Here is a 15,020-nt window from a genome sequence, read left to right as displayed (position 1 = left end):
GCCGGGAATGGTATGGCGACGCCAGATTTCTCGCCCAGGAGCCTGACATGACCCTTCCCATCCGGATCGCGCCCTCCATCCTCGCCGCCGACTACGCCAACCTGGGCCAGGAAGTGCGCGACGTCGTCGCGGCCGGGGCGGACTGGATCCATCTCGACATCATGGACGGCCATTTCGTGCCGAACATCTCCTTCGGCCCGGATGTCATCAAGGCGCTGCGCCCGCATACCGACGCCTTCTTCGACTGCCACCTGATGATCGCCCCCGCCGATCCCTATCTCGAAGCCTTCGCCAAGGCGGGCTGCGACGGCATCACGGTCCACGCCGAGGCCGGCCCGCATCTCGACCGTTCGCTTCAGGCGATCCGGGCGCTCGGCAAGCGCGCGGGCGTGGCGATCAACCCGGCGACGCCCGAAAGCGTGCTCGACTATCTCCTCGACAAGATCGACCTCGTCCTCGTGATGACCGTCAATCCCGGCTTCGGCGGCCAGAAATTCATCCCGGCGATGGAAGAGAAGATCCGCCGCGTGCGTGCCATGATCGGCGAGCGGCCGATCGAGCTGCAGGTCGACGGCGGCATCACCGTCGATACGATCGCCCTTCCCGCCTCGGCCGGCGCCAATGTCTTCGTCGCGGGCTCCGCCATCTTCGGCGGCGGCCATGTCGAGGCCTACCGCAAGACCGTCGAGGCCCTGCGCGGCAATGCGGAGGGTGCGCGGGCGTGACGATCTCGGGAAGAGCGGCCATCGTCCTTGCGGCCTGCCTTTCGGCGGCGGGCGCGCAGGCGGGCGATTTTTCCACCTTCCAGTCCCTCGGCTTCTCGCCGGACGGCAAGGTCTACGCCTTCGAGGAATTCGGTATCCAGGACGGCTCGGGCTTTCCCTATTCCAATGTCTATTTCATCGACACGGAAAAGGACGCCTACCTTCCCGGCACGCCGATCCGCGTGCGCATCGACGACGAAGCGGCCGGCATCGCCAAGGCGCGCGCGGAAAGCCGCGACAAGGCGAAGGCGCTCGCCGACCGGTACGACGTGCTGGCCAATCCCGGCGTGCTCGCCGCCTTCAACCCGATGGGCGAAGGCAATGTCGATATGAAGCGCATCGAATATCTCCAGCACGCCGTCGAACCGACGGTCGGCGGCGCCTTTGCCCTCGCCATCGAGGACATCGCCCTCGACATGACGGACCGGTGCCGCGACATCGCGCCGGACGGCATCAAGGGCTTCCGCCTCAAGCTCGTCAAGAACGACGGGACCGTCGCCGATACGCTGGTGCACGAGGACAAGCGCGTGCCCGAGAGCCGAAACTGCGCCTTCTCCTACCAGATATCCGGCGCGGTCACCTTCAATGCGTTCGATGTGAAACCGGTCCATGTCGCGCTCGTCCTCGTGCGCAGCTTCGGCTTCGAGGGCGCGGACGGCCGCTGGATCGCGGTGCCCTTCCGCCCGTAGGGCCGCCATGCGTTGAGCTTGCCGGCCATCTTTGCTAAAGCGGCGGCAATTCCCACCCTCCCAAGGAAAGTCTAGAGCCGATGATCCCTCGCTATTCCCGACCGGACATGGTCGCCATCTGGTCGCCCGAAACGAAGTTCCGCATCTGGTTCGAGATCGAGGCCTATGCCTGCGACGCGCTGGCCGAGCTCGGCGTCATCCCGAAATCGGCCGCCGAGACCATCTGGGAAAAGGGCGGCAAGGCAGAGTTCGACGTCGCCCGCATCGACGAGATCGAGGCCGTCACCAAGCATGACGTCATCGCCTTCCTGACGCATCTTGCCGAATTCGTCGGCCCGGACAGCCGCTTCGTGCACCAGGGCATGACCTCTTCCGACGTGCTCGACACGACCTTCAACATCCAGCTCGTGCGCGCCGCCGATATCCTCCTTGCCGACATGGACCGCGTGCTCGCGGCCCTGAAGGCCCGCGCCTTCGAGCACAAGGACACGATCCGCATCGGCCGCAGCCACGGCATCCATGCCGAGCCGACGACGATGGGCCTGACGCTCGCCCGCTTCTATGCCGAGATGGATCGCAATCGCGCCCGCCTCGTCGCCGCCCGCGCGGAAATCGCCACCGGCGCGATCTCCGGCGCCGTCGGCACCTTCGCCAATATCGATCCGCGCGTGGAAGAGCATGTCTGCGCCAAGCTCGGCCTCGTGCCGGAGCCGGTCTCCACGCAGGTCATCCCGCGCGACCGCCACGCCATGTTCTTCGCCACGCTCGGCGTCATCGCCTCGTCCATCGAGAACGTCGCCGTCGAGTTCCGCCACATGCAGCGCACGGAAGTGCTGGAAGCCGAAGAGTTCTTCTCGCCGGGCCAGAAGGGCTCCTCCGCCATGCCGCACAAGCGCAATCCGGTGCTGACCGAGAACCTGACGGGTCTCGCCCGCCTCGTGCGCATGGCCGTCACGCCCGCCATGGAGAACGTGGCGCTCTGGCACGAGCGCGACATCTCGCATTCCAGCGTCGAGCGCGGCATCGGCCCCGACACGACGATCACCCTCGACTTCGCGCTGAACCGCCTTGCCGGCGTCATCGAGAATCTGGTGATCTACCCGGAGAACATGCTGAAGAATCTCAACAAGTTCCGGGGACTCGTTCACTCGCAGCGCGTTCTGCTTGCCCTTACGCAAGCCGGCGTCTCCCGCGAGGACGCCTACCGCCTCGTGCAGCGCAACGCCATGAAGGTCTGGGAACAGGGCAAGGACTTCCTGGAGGAACTGCTGGCCGACGCGGAGGTGCGCGCCGCCCTTTCCGAAGAGGCGATCCGCGAGAAATTCGACCTCGGCTACCACACCAAGCATGTCGACACGATCTTCCGCCGTGTCTTCGGCACGGTCTGAGGCCTGAAAAGGCGATGGCGCCAATGGCGCCATCGCTCCCCTCTGACGGGCGGTCTTGCACTCTCCTCCTGGCGCTTCCGCCCGCGAACCGTTTCACGACCTCTCGTCGACGACGATCTTCCTGTAGAGATGCCATGTGGCATGGCCGAGGATCGGCATGATCACGGCAAGCCCGACGAAGAGCGGGATCGTGCCGACGATCAGCAGCGCCGCGACGATCAGGCCCCAGCAGGCGATCGGCACGGGATTGACCAGCGTCGCGCGCAGCGACGTCTCGACGGCGGCGACGGCCCCGACGTCCCGGTCGAGCAGCATCGGGAAGGCGATGACGGTGGTCGCCAGCACGACCAGTGCGAAGCAGAAACCGATGGCATTGCCGGCCAGCATCAGGAGCAGCCCGTTCTCGGAATCGAAGACTGAGGCGAGGAACAGCGCCAGCGATTGCGGCGGCTCCGCCCCGTAGAGGCTGGTATAGAGCATCTGCGCGAAGACGAGCCAGGCCACGAAGAGCACCATCAGCATCGCGCCCAGGGCGAGGATCGACGGCAGGGCCGGCGAATGGCGAACCTCCAGCGCATGCAGCCACGACGCATCCATGCCCCGCTCGCGCCGGCGGCTGATCTCGTAGAGGCCGATGGCGAAGAACGGCCCGAGCAGCGCGAAGCCCGCCACCAGCGGAAAGATCAGCGGCAGCATGTTGGCCCCGGAACTCCAGGTGACGAGCACCACGCCGCAGATCGGATAGATGAGGCTGAGGAAGACGTAATGCGACGGCTTGGCGCGAAAATCGTCGAAGCCGCGCATGAGCGCGTCCCTTATGTCGTTGAAGCCGATCCGCCGGATTGCCGGACGGGCGACCATCTCGCCTGGGCCGGCCATGACATGAAAGCTCGCCATGATACTCCTCCTTGCCGGTTGGAAACCGTCAATGGCGCACCAAGTGGAGGGCAATCGTCCGCCACCACGGCAGGCCGTGACTGGCATTGAAGACCGCGAATCATACACCCGGAGGGCCGTTTTGTCCCGCCCCCTTGACTTCAGCACTTCGTGAACGCACATCCGGGCGCATGAAAGTCTCGGAAGCAGATATCCTCATCATCCCCGGATACAGCAATTCCGGCCCCGACCACTGGCAGAGCCGCTGGCAGTCGAAGCTCTCGACGGCGCGCCGCGTGGAACAGGCCGAATGGGCAAAGCCCGTGCGCGAGGATTGGGTGCAGCGCGTGGTCGAGGACGTCGCGGCGGCCACGAAGCCCGTCGTCATCGTCGCCCATTCGCTCGGTGTCGCCAGCGCCATCCATGCCGTGCCGCATCTCGGCGACAAGGTCGCCGGCGCCTTCCTCGTTGCGCCGCCCGATGTCGCCAATCCCGATATCCGGCCGAAGCACTTCATGAGCTTCGGGCCCTATCCGCGCGATCCGCTGCCCTTCCCCTCGCTCGTCGTCGCCAGCCGCAACGATCCGTTCGGCACCTACGAGCATGCCGACGACATTGCCGCCGCCTGGGGCTCGCTGCTGCTCGACGCCGGCGAATCCGGCCATATCAACACGGAGTCCGGCCACGGCCCCTGGCCGGAGGGAACGATGGTCTTCGCCCAGTTCCTCAGCCGCCTCAAGGCGCCGGCCTGACCGGCCGGGCCGTCGTTTCGTCATTAAGAGGAATTTCATAGAAATCCTGCACGCTGCGGCTGTTGAGTTCATTGCAGGCGCCGCGTTTCATGGCCAACCCTTCCGGTTCGACCTCCATTGCCGTGCGAGAAGCGGAGCACGAATCGTTCTATCGCCGCCTATTCTCCCGTTCCGGTTTCGGCTTCGCCGCGCTCGATAATGAAGGCCGCATCGTCGATGCCAATGCCGTGCTGCTCGAAGCCCTCGGCATTGCCTCTTCCGCCATGCCCACGTCCTTCGAGGCCGTCGTCTCGCCCAAGGACCGTGCCATCCTGCCGCTCGCCATGCGGGCGCCGGTGGCCGAGCAGTCGCCGTGGGAAATCCGCCTCCAGCGCGCGGACGGCTCGGAATTCTGGGTTCTGGTCTCCTTCATCGCGCCGCCCGCCGTTCCGGGTGAGGACGTTCCGCCGGCCCTGATCGTCCAGATCGTCGATATCGACGAGCGCAAGCGCAACGCGCTGGAACTGGCCGAGCGGGAAAGCCGCTGGAACCATGCCCTCGAATCCGCCGGCCAAGGCGTCTGGGACCATGATTTCGCCCGCGGCGACCTCTTCTATTCCCGCCAGTGGCGCGCGATCCGCGGCCTTCAGCCGGACGATCCGGTCGAGGCGAGCCTCGATTCGTGGATCGAGTCCGTCCATCCCGACGACCGGGCCCATGTGCTCGCGCAGATCGCGAGGCAGGAGAGCGGCGAAGCACCGTTCAACGTCTTCAGCTATCGCGAGAGGCACAAGGACGGACGCTGGGTCTGGATCGAAAGCCGCGGCGCGGTCGTCGAATACGATGGCGACGGCAAGCCGAGCCGCATTGCCGGCACCGACACGGACATCACCGAGCGCAAGGAGGCGGAGGAGCGCCTCGCCCAGATGTCCCGCCGGCTGGAACTGGCGCTCGACGTCTCGCGCATCGGCGTGTTCGAGGTCAACCTGCGCACGGGCGAGGTGCGCTGGGACGACCGGATGATCGAGATGTACGGCCTCACCGAGGCGGCGGACGGCACCACCTGGGAACGCGCGGTGCATCCCGAGGACAAGCGCAAGGCCTCCGCCAAGGTGCGCGACGGCATCTTCAACAGCCGGGATTTCTCCAACGAATTCCGCATCATCCGCGGCGACGGCGAGATCCGGCACCTGCGCGGGCGGGCCGCGCCCTATCTCGACGGCACCGGCGTCCCGCGCCTCATCGGCGCGAACTGGGATGTGACCGACGACGTGCTGCTGCAGGAGGAACTGAAGCACGCCAAGGAGCTTGCCGAAGCCCGCAACGACGAGCTGGAAGCGGCCCGGGCGCGCATCGAATACACCGCCCTGCACGACCACCTGACCGGGCTTCCGAACCGGCGCTACCTGGATGCGGCCATCGAGGAGGCGGCGGAGGCCGCGCGTGGATCCGGCAGCCGGCTTGCCGTGCTGCATATCGACCTCGACCGCTTCAAGGAAATCAACGACACGCTCGGCCACCTTGCCGGCGACGAGATGCTCATACACGCCGCGAAGGTGCTGGGCGAGCTGAAGGGAGACGGCGATTTCGTCGCGCGGATCGGTGGCGACGAATTCGTCTTCCTTTCCAGCGCCTCGTCCGGGCGGAACCTCGCGACGCTTGCCGAGGCGATCGTGGAGGCGATGCGCAAGCCCGTCACCTTCAACGGCCATATCTGTCGCTTCGGCGCCAGCGTCGGCATCGCCAGCCAGTCGGGCGCGGCCATCGACGCCAAGCAGCTCCTCGTCAATGCCGACCTTGCGCTCTATCGCGCCAAGAACCGCGGCCGCAGCCGGCACGAATTCTTCACCAGCGATTTCCAGGCGCAGATCATCGTCAACAAGCAGACGGCGGACGATATCCTCTCCGGCATCGAGCAGCGCCGCTTCCTGCCCTGGTACCAGCCGCAATTCTCGGCCCGTACGCTGGACATGATCGGCGTCGAGACGCTGGCCCGCTGGGATCATCCGACACGCGGCATCCTCACGCCGGACACCTTCCTGAAGATCGCCGAGGACCTCGACTGCGTGGCGATGATCGACCGCATCGTGCTGGAACGGTCGCTCGCCGATTTCGCCGGATGGCAGTCCATGGGGCTCGGCATCGGCAAGATCTCGGCGAACGTTTCCTCGAAGCGCCTGCACGACCCGGAGCTCGCCCGCTCGCTGCAGACGCTGGACATCCTGCCGAAATCGCTGTCCTTCGAGCTTCTGGAATCGATCTTCCTCGACGACTGCGACCGCACGGTGCTGGAAAACCTCGCCGAGATGCGCAGGCTCGGCATCGATATCGAGATCGACGACTTCGGCACGGGCCATGCCTCCATCATCAGCCTGATGAAGCTGAGCCCGCGGCGGCTGAAGATCGACCGGCAGCTCGTCAAGCCGGTCGCGCGCTCGCCCGGCCAGCGCAAGCTCGTCGGCACCATCGTCGAGATCGGCCGCTCGCTGAATATCGAGGTGGTCGCCGAAGGCGTCGAGACGCCCGCCCATGTCGCCGTCATGCGCGACCTCGGCTGCGATATCCTGCAGGGCTACGCGCTTGCCCGCCCGATGCCGGCATCGGCGATCCCCGCCTTCGTGGAACGGCAGGAATGGCGCGCGAATGCCGGCTCCGCACGCGACCTGCAGAACGAAGTCCGCCGCGCCGTCACCTGCTAGGGCATTTCCGCTTTTCCCCGAATCGCGAAACCGCTTCGCACTTTTGCTGGCAATGCTCCTAGAAACGACAAAAGCCGCCCGGCATGCCGGGCGGCTTTCGAAAACGCGCGAGCGCCGGTCAGTTCGCTTCGAGCTGCGAAATGGCGACCGCCAGAAGCTCGATCATCTGCACGCGGATTTCATCTTCGGTGCGGGCAACGCCGGCCGCATCGAAATCGGCCTTGACCTTGCGCACGACATCCTCGTGGCCGACTTCCTCGAAGTCCGCGGCCACGACTTCCTTCGCATAGGCTTCCGCCGCTTCGCCGGTCTTGCCGAGCAGGCCGGCGGCCCACAGGCCGACCAGCTTGTTGCGGCGGGCCTCGGCCTTGAAGCGTAGTTCCTCGTCCAGTGCAAACTTGGCCTCGAAGGCCTTTTCCCGATCCTGCATGCTGCTCATATGTGTCTCCCGTAGATTTTCTGACCCGTGAGGCTCAACGACCATAAATCAAAACCCCGGCCGATATACAAGGGGAGCGTCCGCATCCCCCGGCAAAGGCCGGAAAACGGGGGATCGGGCGTCTCGGCGATTGTGAAACCCGGGCATTTCGTTTATGGGAGCCCGAAAGAAAGACACCTGCGCGGCCCAATCGCGCCAACAAAGAGAAAAATCCATGAACCGTCGCCGCCGTATCTACGAGGGCAAGGCCAAGATTCTCTATGAGGGTCCCGAGCCGGGCACGCTGATCCAGTTCTTCAAGGACGATGCGACCGCCTTCAACAAGAAGAAACACGATGTCATCGACGGGAAGGGTGTGCTCAACAATCGGATCTCCGAGTACATCTTCACGCAGCTGAACAAGATGGGCATTCCCACCCATTTCATTCGCCGCCTCAACATGCGCGAGCAGCTGATCAAGGAAGTCGAGATCATTCCGCTCGAGGTGGTCGTGCGCAACGTCGCCGCCGGCTCGCTCTCCAAGCGCCTCGGCATCGAGGAAGGCACCGTCCTGCCGCGCTCGATCATCGAATTCTATTTCAAGGCCGATGCGCTCGAAGACCCGATGGTCTCCGAGGAGCACATCACCGCCTTCGGCTGGGCGAGCCCCCAGGAACTCGACGACATCATGGCGCTCGCCATCCGCGTCAACGACTTCCTCTCCGGCCTCTTCCTCGGCGTCGGCATCCAGCTCGTCGACTTCAAGATCGAGTGCGGCCGCCTCTACGAGGGCGACATGATGCGCATCATCATCGCCGACGAGATTTCGCCCGACAGCTGCCGCCTCTGGGACATCGCCACCCAGGAGAAGATGGACAAGGACCGCTTCCGCCGCGACATGGGCGGCCTCGTGGAAGCCTACCAGGAAGTGGCCCGCCGCCTCGGCATCATCAACGAGAACGAGCCCGTGCGCGGTACCGGACCGGTTCTGGTGAAGTAACACGTCTCCCAAGGATGGAACGAAAGACATGATCAAGGCACGCGTAACGGTTACGCTCAAGAACGGTGTTCTCGACCCGCAGGGCAAGGCCATCGAAGGCGCCCTCGGCAGCCTCGGCTTCGACGGCGTCGGCCAGGTCCGCCAGGGCAAGGTCTTCGACCTGGAGCTCCAGACCGCCGACCGCGCCAAGGCCGAAGCCGACCTCAAGGCCATGTGCGACAAGCTGCTGGCCAACACGGTAATCGAGAACTATACTATCGCCCTCGCCTGACGGTTGAAGGGAGACGGTAATGACGGACATTTCGCAGGAACTGATGTTCGAACTCATGAAGCGTATCCAGTCCGATCTCGCCACGATCAAGGACGGGCAGCGGGATATGCGGCAGGACATCGTGAGCCTGCGAAATCACATGCATGTCATGCAAGGCGACATCAATAACCTGCATGGCAGCATGGCCCAAGTATTGACACGCCTCGACCGTATCGAAAACCGCCTCGAACTGCGTGAACTCGCCGAGGCCCAGGCAAGGTTTGAACCACACCCATGAAGTCCGCCGTCGTCCAACTTCCCGGCCTCAACCGCGACCGCGACATGATCGCGGCGCTGACCAAGATTTCCGGCAAGGCGCCGGTGACCGTCTGGCAGACCGAAACGGACCTGCCGGATGTCGACCTGATCGTCATTCCAGGCGGCTTCTCCTACGGCGACTATCTTCGCTGCGGCGCGATTGCCGCCCGCATGCCCGTCATGCAGGCGATCAAGGCGAAGGCCGAGGCCGGCGTGAAGGTGCTGGGCGTGTGCAACGGCTTCCAGATCCTGCTCGAAGCGGGCCTCCTGCCGGGCGCGCTGATGCGCAACGCCTCGCTGAAATTCGTCTGCCGCGAAGTGAAGCTGGAAGTGGCGAATGCCGAGACCGACTTCACCCGCGCCTATGACAAGGGCCAGATCATCCGCTGCCCGGTCGCCCACCACGACGGCAACTATTTCGCCGACGCCGGGACGCTGGCGGCCATCGAAGGCAATGGCCAGGTCGTCTTCCGCTATGCCGAAGGCACCAACCCGAACGGCTCGATCAACGACATTGCCGGCGTGATGAACGAAAAGGGCAACGTCCTCGGCCTGATGCCGCATCCGGAAAACCTCATCGAAGCCGCCCATGGCGGTTCCGACGGCCGCGGTCTCTTCGCATCGGTCCTCGACGTCATCGCTGCCTGAGGCAACCGGACGAAGCCTGCCGGACGAGGGCGCCGAAAGCACCGATCCGTCGGCTCCGCACGGTTTCGTCAGCCTCTCTTAACCGGCCCTTGCTATCAAGGGCGCATGTTCGCTCCCGAAAGGTCTTCCATGCGCCCTCTCCTCTCCGCCAAGCTCCTCCTGCCGCTCGTCGCCGCTGCGGCCCTGGTCGGCTGCCAGGCGAAGCCCCCGGCGCCGAAGGCCGACAATCGCGCCCTTCCGATGATGGAGCGGGTCGCGCTCGGCGCGAACGGCTGCTGGTTCAAGTCGGGCGATCCGGCCTTCAAGGCCTATCGCCTCGCGCCGGAGCTGAATTCCTTCTCCGGGCGCCCGCGCATCCTCGTCGTCCACCGCAATTCGCCGGAATCCCGTCCGCTGCTCGTCGTGCAGGCGGAAGGCAGCCCCGCCAAGCTCGACGCATTCGGCCCGCTGATGGGCGAGGCCGTCGGTCCGCGCATCGCGACCGACGTCAGGCGCTGGGCCGGCGGCGGCAAGGGCTGCTGACGCGATCAATCCCAGAAATAAGACTTTCCGGCCTCGCGCCGGGCCTCGCTGCGGGTGAGTCCGACATCGCGCAGTTGCTCGTCCGTCAGCTCCAGCAGTGCATAACGCGTGTGCCGCTTGATGCGCCATGCCCGATAGCGCCGCCATGCGCGGCGAAGGATTGGGTGGAACGAGCCGCGCGACCTCGCCTCCGTGCCGGCGTAAAATGTCTCAATTGCCATCACCGAATCTCCTGAAACGTCACCGGAAATAGTGACAATCGGCAAAGACAGAGATGAATTGACTCATAAAACGGTGCAATATAAGAATTGCCACCATGACAAATTGGCTACCCGATCTCCAGGCCTCCGACGGGCCGCTCTATGTCCGCATCGCCGACCAGATCGAGCAGGCGATCAACACCGGGGCGCTTGCTTCCGGCAGCAAGCTGCCGCCGCAACGGAACCTTGCCTATGACATCGGCGTGACGATCGGCACGGTCAGCCGCGCCTACAGCATGGTGCGCGAGCGCGGCCTCGTCAGCGGCGAGGTCGGGCGGGGAACCTATGTGCTCGGCACGGGCGCGGAGGACGAACCGGCGACGGTCGATACGGTCAGCGCACGGCTTTCCGGCACGCGCGCCGCCAATGCCCCGCCGGGCAAGCTGCGCTTCGACACGACGGCTGCGACGGATGTCGGCCAATCTGCCGTCATCACCGATATCCTTTCCGCCATCTGCCGCGAGCAGCCGAACGAGATCGCCAGCTACACCCGCAACTTCCCGCAGCACTGGCTGGAAGCCGGCCGGCGCTGGCTGAGACAGGGCGACTGGCAGCCGAGCCTCGACAGCATCGTGCCGACGCTGGGCGCGCATGCGGCGGTCATCGCGGCGGTTTCGGTCATCACCGCGCCCGGCGACCGCATCGCCTTCGAGCATGTCACCTATTCGCAGATCAGCCGCGGCACCGCCCTCCTCGGTCGTCAGACCGCGCTCGTCGAGTCGGATACCGAGGGTGTCATTCCCGAGGATTTCGAGCGTGTCTGCCTGCAGCAGCATCCCAAGCTCGCCTTCCTGATGTCTTCGGCACAGAACCCGACCCTCGCCACCATGCCGGAGGAGCGCCGCCGCGCCATTGCCGCCATTGCCAGGCGGCACAATGTCTTCCTCGTGGAGGACAATCTCTACGGCGCGACGGCGGACACCGGCATTCCGCTGCTGGCGGAAATCGCACCGGACCGCACTTTCCTCGTCGGCGGCCTGTCGAAGAGCGTCGCGGCCGGGGTGCGCGGCGGCTGGATCGCCTGCCCGCCGCATCTTGCCCAGCGCGTGCGCATCGCCCACAAGATGGTGAGCGGCGGCCTGCCCTATCTCCTTGCCGAGCTCGGCGCGCGGCTGGTGCTGAGCGGCATGGCGGAGACGATCCGCGGCAGGGTGGCCGAGGAGGTCGGCGCCCGCGAGGCCCATGCGCGGGACATCTTCGCCGGGCTCGATTTCAACTCGCACCCGCGCGTGCCGTTCCTCTGGCTGAAGCTGCCCGATCCCTGGCTCGCCGGCACCTTCCGGCAGGCGGCTTTCGATGAGGATATCCTCATCGACGACGAGGACGAGTTCAAGGCCGGCCGCACGGAAAAGACCTTCTACCGGGTGCGCATCGGCCTTTCCTCGCCGGAGAACCGCGAGGACGTCGTCACCGGCCTAACGCGGCTGCGCCGCCTGCTCGCCCATGGTCCGACAGGCTACGACAGCCCGGCCTGAAAGCCGCTTTCTCATGTGGTTGGCGGTCATTTTCCTGTCGCGCCGCAAAGCAGCATGGGGTAAAGAGACCGCAATCCTGCCCTCCACCGACAAGACGAGCGACGATGACCATTTCGAACACCCGCCCGATCACCCCGGAGTTGATTGCCGCCCACGGGCTGAAGCCGGATGAATACGACCGCATCCTCTCGCTGATCGGCCGCGAGCCGACCTTCACCGAACTCGGCATCTTCTCGGCCATGTGGAACGAGCACTGCTCGTACAAGTCCTCCAAGCGCTGGCTGCGCACGCTGCCGACCAAGGGTCCGCGCGTCATCCAGGGCCCGGGCGAGAATGCCGGCGTGGTCGACATCGACGACGGCGACTGCGTGGTCTTCAAGATGGAGAGCCACAACCACCCGTCCTATATCGAGCCCTACCAGGGTGCGGCGACGGGCGTCGGCGGCATCCTGCGCGACGTCTTCACCATGGGCGCGCGCCCCGTCGCGGCGATGAACGCGCTGCGCTTCGGCGAACCGGACCATCCGAAGACCCGCCACCTCGTCTCGGGCGTCGTCGCCGGCGTCGGCGGCTACGGCAACTCCTTCGGCGTGCCGACCGTCGGTGGCGAAGTGGAATTCGACGCACGCTATAACGGCAACATCCTCGTCAACGCCTTTGCCGCCGGCCTTGCCAAGTCCAACGCGATCTTCCTGTCCGAAGCCAAGGGCGTCGGCCTGCCGGTCGTCTATCTCGGCGCCAAGACCGGCCGCGACGGCGTCGGCGGCGCGACCATGGCCTCGGCCGAGTTCGACGAATCCATCGAGGAGAAGCGCCCCACCGTCCAGGTCGGCGACCCCTTCACCGAAAAGTGCCTGCTGGAAGCCTGCCTGGAACTCATGCAGACCGGTGCCGTCATCGCCATCCAGGACATGGGCGCGGCGGGCCTCACCTGTTCGGCGGTCGAGATGGGCGCCAAGGGCGACCTCGGCATCGAGCTCAACCTCGATCTCGTGCCGGTGCGCGAAGAGCGCATGACCGCCTATGAGATGATGCTGTCGGAAAGCCAGGAGCGCATGCTCATGGTGCTCGAACCCGCCAAGGAAGAGGTCGCCAAGGCGATCTTCGTCAAGTGGGGCCTCGACTTCGCCATCGTCGGCAAGACCACCGACGACCTGCGCTTCCGCATCCTGCACCAGGGCGAGGAAGTCGCGAACCTGCCGATCAAGCAGCTCGGCGACGAAGCGCCGGAATACGACCGCCCCTGGCGCGAGCCGGGCAAGCCTGCCCCGCTGCCGGCCAATCTCGTCGCCGAGCCGAACGATTACGGACAGGCCCTCCTCAAGCTCGTCGGCTCGCCGAACCAGTCGAGCCGCCGCTGGGTCTATGAGCAGTATGACACGCTGATCCAGGGCAATTCGCTGCAGATCCCCGGCGGCGACGCCGGCGTCGTGCGCGTCGAGGGCCATGCCACCAAGGCGCTCGCCTTCTCCTCCGACGTGACCCCGCGCTATGTCGAGGCCGATCCGTTCGAAGGCGGCAAGCAGGCCGTCGCCGAATGCTGGCGCAACATCACCGCGACCGGCGCCGAGCCGCTGGCCTCCACCGACAATCTGAACTTCGGCAACCCGGAAAAGCCCGAGATCATGGGCCAGTTCGTCAAGGCCATCGAAGGCATCGGCGAAGCCTGCCGCGCTCTCGACTTCCCGATCGTCTCCGGCAACGTGTCGCTCTACAACGAGACGAACGGCATCGCGATCTTGCCGACCCCGACCATCGCCGGCGTCGGCCTGCTGCCCGACTGGTCCGTCATGGCCAGAATCGGCGGCGCGAAGGACGGCGACCACCTCCTCCTCATCGGCGTCGACGGCAGCCATCTCGGCCAGTCCGTCTATCTCCGCGACGTGCTCGGCATCGTCGACGGCCCGGCTCCGGAAGTCGACCTCTACGCGGAACGCCGCAACGGCGACTTCGTGCGCTCGGCCATCCGCAACGGCCAGGTCACGGCCTGCCACGACATCTCCTCGGGCGGCCTTGCCGTCGCGCTCGCGGAAATGGCGATGTCCTCCGGCAAGGGCGCCAGGATCGACCTTTCCGAGGCGAACGGCCCGGCCCATGCGCTGCTCTTCGGCGAAGACCAGGCCCGCTACGTCATCGCCGTGCCGGCCGATCTCGCGGGGTTCATCTGCGCCAATGCGGAAGGCGCGGGCGTGCCGTTCCGCCGCCTCGGCACGGTAAGCGGCGATGCCTTGGCCGTGGATGGCTATCTGTCTCTGCCGATTGAACAATTGCGCAGCACCCATGAATCGTGGTTCCCTGACTTCATGGATGGCAACGGCAACGCCGCTGCCGCCGCAGAATAAGACAAGGGAGCAGTACACATGGCTATGTCACCCGGCGATATCGAAGACATGATCAAGACGGGCATTCCCGGCGCGAAGGTTGTCATCCGCGATCTTGCCGGCGACGGCGACCACTATGCGGCCGAGGTCGTCGCGGAAGCCTTCCGCGGCAAGACCCGCGTGCAGCAGCACCAGATGGTCTACGACGCCCTGAAGGGCAATATGGGCGGCGTCCTGCACGCCCTCGCCCTCCAGACCTCCGTTCCCGACTGATCCGGCCGTGGCCGACCTCATCAAGGATCTCGTCAGCGGCGTGGTGGACGCAGCCCTCAAGGAGGTGCTGAAGAAGACCGGCGTGCGGTCGGCTTCGACCCGCCGCACGCGCCGCAGGAAGGCCTCGGGCGGCCTCCTCGCCGACGTGATCGAAGCCGTGCTGAAGCCGGAGAAGAAGCCGGCGCGGCGCGCCCGCAAGCAGGTGAGCCGACGCAGGACGGCGGCAAGCCGCAGCCCCCAGCGCGACCGGTAGCCCGGAGCCTGCCCCGCCCGGCCGGTTGAAGGCGCGGCCAACGCGCAACACCCCGCAAATCGTAAGGCAGCCCCCGGCGTTTTTTCCGGGGCGCTTCTGGCAATTGTCACACGAGATTGTTATCTAGGGCGAACG

17 protein-coding genes are annotated in these 15,020 nt (G+C 65.6%); 14 read left to right on the top strand and 3 right to left on the bottom strand.

Going from position 1 to position 15,020, the window contains the following annotated elements; all coding sequences use genetic code 11:
• Nucleotides 1-47 precede the first annotated feature (47 nt).
• From rpe to purB, 3 genes are all read left to right on the top strand, one after another.
• The gene (rpe, locus tag ACZ1A1_RS05525) at nucleotides 48-725 is read left to right on the top strand and encodes a ribulose-phosphate 3-epimerase (RefSeq protein ID WP_463619108.1); all 678 of its coding nucleotides are present in this window, start codon (nucleotides 48-50) and stop codon (nucleotides 723-725) included.
• The gene (locus tag ACZ1A1_RS05520) at nucleotides 722-1,453 is read left to right on the top strand and encodes a DUF2259 domain-containing protein (protein ID WP_463619107.1); all 732 of its coding nucleotides are present in this window, start codon (nucleotides 722-724) and stop codon (nucleotides 1,451-1,453) included. Before rpe ends, ACZ1A1_RS05520 begins: the two co-directional genes overlap by 4 nt.
• Nucleotides 1,454-1,533: 80 nt before the next feature.
• A complete protein-coding gene (purB, locus tag ACZ1A1_RS05515) occupies nucleotides 1,534-2,841 on the top strand; it encodes an adenylosuccinate lyase (RefSeq protein WP_463619106.1) in 1,308 nt (435 codons plus the stop codon).
• Nucleotides 2,842-2,934: 93 nt separating this feature from the next.
• Here the strand turns inward: purB and ACZ1A1_RS05510 are convergent, their stop codons facing one another.
• Complete coding sequence (locus ACZ1A1_RS05510; RefSeq protein WP_313195073.1) at nucleotides 2,935-3,738, bottom strand: DUF2189 domain-containing protein; 804 nt, start codon at nucleotides 3,736-3,738, stop codon at nucleotides 2,935-2,937.
• Nucleotides 3,739-3,908: 170 nt separating this feature from the next.
• Here ACZ1A1_RS05510 and ACZ1A1_RS05505 point away from each other — a divergent pair, with 170 nt between their 5' ends.
• Both ACZ1A1_RS05505 and ACZ1A1_RS05500 read left to right on the top strand, forming a co-directional pair.
• The gene (locus tag ACZ1A1_RS05505; protein WP_313195074.1) at nucleotides 3,909-4,469 is read left to right on the top strand and encodes an RBBP9/YdeN family alpha/beta hydrolase; all 561 of its coding nucleotides are present in this window, start codon (nucleotides 3,909-3,911) and stop codon (nucleotides 4,467-4,469) included.
• Nucleotides 4,470-4,558: 89 nt separating this feature from the next.
• Nucleotides 4,559-7,147: a sensor domain-containing protein gene (locus tag ACZ1A1_RS05500; RefSeq protein WP_463619104.1), complete on the top strand. Its 2,589-nt coding sequence runs from the start codon at nucleotides 4,559-4,561 to the stop codon at nucleotides 7,145-7,147.
• Between the two features lie 118 nt (nucleotides 7,148-7,265).
• Here ACZ1A1_RS05500 and ACZ1A1_RS05495 read toward each other — a convergent pair whose 3' ends face one another.
• Nucleotides 7,266-7,586 carry a DUF1476 domain-containing protein gene (locus tag ACZ1A1_RS05495; RefSeq protein WP_313195076.1) on the bottom strand — a complete coding sequence of 107 codons (321 nt, stop codon included), beginning with the start codon at nucleotides 7,584-7,586 and terminating at the stop codon, nucleotides 7,266-7,268.
• A gap of 214 nt (nucleotides 7,587-7,800) precedes the next feature.
• Here ACZ1A1_RS05495 and purC point away from each other — a divergent pair, with 214 nt between their 5' ends.
• The 5 genes from purC to ACZ1A1_RS05470 all read left to right on the top strand — a co-directional run bounded on the left by purC (nucleotide 7,801) and on the right by ACZ1A1_RS05470 (nucleotide 10,303).
• Nucleotides 7,801-8,565 carry a phosphoribosylaminoimidazolesuccinocarboxamide synthase gene (gene purC, locus ACZ1A1_RS05490; protein ID WP_064330132.1) on the top strand — a complete coding sequence of 255 codons (765 nt, stop codon included), beginning with the start codon at nucleotides 7,801-7,803 and terminating at the stop codon, nucleotides 8,563-8,565.
• Nucleotides 8,566-8,593: 28 nt separating this feature from the next.
• The gene (gene purS, locus ACZ1A1_RS05485) at nucleotides 8,594-8,836 is read left to right on the top strand and encodes a phosphoribosylformylglycinamidine synthase subunit PurS (RefSeq protein ID WP_318911751.1); all 243 of its coding nucleotides are present in this window, start codon (nucleotides 8,594-8,596) and stop codon (nucleotides 8,834-8,836) included.
• A 19-nt stretch (nucleotides 8,837-8,855) separates the two neighbouring features.
• Nucleotides 8,856-9,113 carry a hypothetical protein gene (locus ACZ1A1_RS05480; protein ID WP_463619103.1) on the top strand — a complete coding sequence of 86 codons (258 nt, stop codon included), beginning with the start codon at nucleotides 8,856-8,858 and terminating at the stop codon, nucleotides 9,111-9,113.
• Nucleotides 9,110-9,781 carry a phosphoribosylformylglycinamidine synthase subunit PurQ gene (purQ, locus tag ACZ1A1_RS05475; protein ID WP_234185633.1) on the top strand — a complete coding sequence of 224 codons (672 nt, stop codon included), beginning with the start codon at nucleotides 9,110-9,112 and terminating at the stop codon, nucleotides 9,779-9,781. Before ACZ1A1_RS05480 ends, purQ begins: the two co-directional genes overlap by 4 nt.
• 129 nt (nucleotides 9,782-9,910) lie before the next feature.
• On the top strand, nucleotides 9,911-10,303 hold the full coding sequence (locus tag ACZ1A1_RS05470; RefSeq protein WP_234185634.1) for a hypothetical protein: 393 nt from the start codon (nucleotides 9,911-9,913) through the stop codon (nucleotides 10,301-10,303).
• A 5-nt stretch (nucleotides 10,304-10,308) separates the two neighbouring features.
• Here the strand turns inward: ACZ1A1_RS05470 and ACZ1A1_RS05465 are convergent, their stop codons facing one another.
• A complete protein-coding gene (locus tag ACZ1A1_RS05465; RefSeq protein WP_463619102.1) occupies nucleotides 10,309-10,524 on the bottom strand; it encodes a DUF1127 domain-containing protein in 216 nt (71 codons plus the stop codon).
• Nucleotides 10,525-10,619: 95 nt separating this feature from the next.
• Here ACZ1A1_RS05465 and ACZ1A1_RS05460 point away from each other — a divergent pair, with 95 nt between their 5' ends.
• From ACZ1A1_RS05460 to ACZ1A1_RS05445, 4 genes are all read left to right on the top strand, one after another.
• Nucleotides 10,620-12,038, top strand: coding sequence for an aminotransferase-like domain-containing protein (locus ACZ1A1_RS05460; RefSeq protein WP_463619101.1), 1,419 nt, complete (start codon nucleotides 10,620-10,622; stop codon nucleotides 12,036-12,038).
• Between the two features lie 104 nt (nucleotides 12,039-12,142).
• Nucleotides 12,143-14,380, top strand: coding sequence for a phosphoribosylformylglycinamidine synthase subunit PurL (gene purL, locus ACZ1A1_RS05455; RefSeq protein WP_463619100.1), 2,238 nt, complete (start codon nucleotides 12,143-12,145; stop codon nucleotides 14,378-14,380).
• An 18-nt stretch (nucleotides 14,381-14,398) separates the two neighbouring features.
• On the top strand, nucleotides 14,399-14,632 hold the full coding sequence (locus ACZ1A1_RS05450; protein WP_313195085.1) for a BolA family transcriptional regulator: 234 nt from the start codon (nucleotides 14,399-14,401) through the stop codon (nucleotides 14,630-14,632).
• A 7-nt stretch (nucleotides 14,633-14,639) separates the two neighbouring features.
• Nucleotides 14,640-14,885 carry a hypothetical protein gene (locus ACZ1A1_RS05445; RefSeq protein ID WP_415212669.1) on the top strand — a complete coding sequence of 82 codons (246 nt, stop codon included), beginning with the start codon at nucleotides 14,640-14,642 and terminating at the stop codon, nucleotides 14,883-14,885.
• Nucleotides 14,886-15,020: the final 135 nt, after the last annotated feature.

The sequence above is a fragment of the Shinella sp. R2-11 genome (assembly GCF_055330205.1).
The sequence above is the reverse complement of the archived record's forward strand: the minus strand, read 5'-3'. Positions and strand labels throughout refer to the sequence as shown.

Excerpts from the sequence above, each read along its gene's own strand:
- purS (WP_318911751.1), top strand. The coding sequence starts at position 8,594 with ATGATCAAGGCACGCGTAACGGTTACGCTCAAGAACGGTGTTCTCGAC.
- purL (WP_463619100.1), top strand. The coding sequence starts at position 12,143 with ATGACCATTTCGAACACCCGCCCGATCACCCCGGAGTTGATTGCCGCC.
- purQ (WP_234185633.1), top strand. The coding sequence starts at position 9,110 with ATGAAGTCCGCCGTCGTCCAACTTCCCGGCCTCAACCGCGACCGCGAC.
- ACZ1A1_RS05465 (WP_463619102.1), bottom strand. The coding sequence starts at position 10,524 with ATGGCAATTGAGACATTTTACGCCGGCACGGAGGCGAGGTCGCGCGGC.
- purC (WP_064330132.1), top strand. The coding sequence starts at position 7,801 with ATGAACCGTCGCCGCCGTATCTACGAGGGCAAGGCCAAGATTCTCTAT.
- ACZ1A1_RS05480 (WP_463619103.1), top strand. The coding sequence starts at position 8,856 with ATGACGGACATTTCGCAGGAACTGATGTTCGAACTCATGAAGCGTATC.
- ACZ1A1_RS05500 (WP_463619104.1), top strand. The coding sequence starts at position 4,559 with ATGGCCAACCCTTCCGGTTCGACCTCCATTGCCGTGCGAGAAGCGGAG.
- purB (WP_463619106.1), top strand. The coding sequence starts at position 1,534 with ATGATCCCTCGCTATTCCCGACCGGACATGGTCGCCATCTGGTCGCCC.
- ACZ1A1_RS05495 (WP_313195076.1), bottom strand. The coding sequence starts at position 7,586 with ATGAGCAGCATGCAGGATCGGGAAAAGGCCTTCGAGGCCAAGTTTGCA.
- rpe (WP_463619108.1), top strand. The coding sequence starts at position 48 with ATGACCCTTCCCATCCGGATCGCGCCCTCCATCCTCGCCGCCGACTAC.
- ACZ1A1_RS05450 (WP_313195085.1), top strand. The coding sequence starts at position 14,399 with ATGGCTATGTCACCCGGCGATATCGAAGACATGATCAAGACGGGCATT.
- ACZ1A1_RS05505 (WP_313195074.1), top strand. The coding sequence starts at position 3,909 with ATGAAAGTCTCGGAAGCAGATATCCTCATCATCCCCGGATACAGCAAT.
- ACZ1A1_RS05510 (WP_313195073.1), bottom strand. The coding sequence starts at position 3,738 with ATGGCGAGCTTTCATGTCATGGCCGGCCCAGGCGAGATGGTCGCCCGT.
- ACZ1A1_RS05460 (WP_463619101.1), top strand. The coding sequence starts at position 10,620 with ATGACAAATTGGCTACCCGATCTCCAGGCCTCCGACGGGCCGCTCTAT.
- ACZ1A1_RS05470 (WP_234185634.1), top strand. The coding sequence starts at position 9,911 with ATGCGCCCTCTCCTCTCCGCCAAGCTCCTCCTGCCGCTCGTCGCCGCT.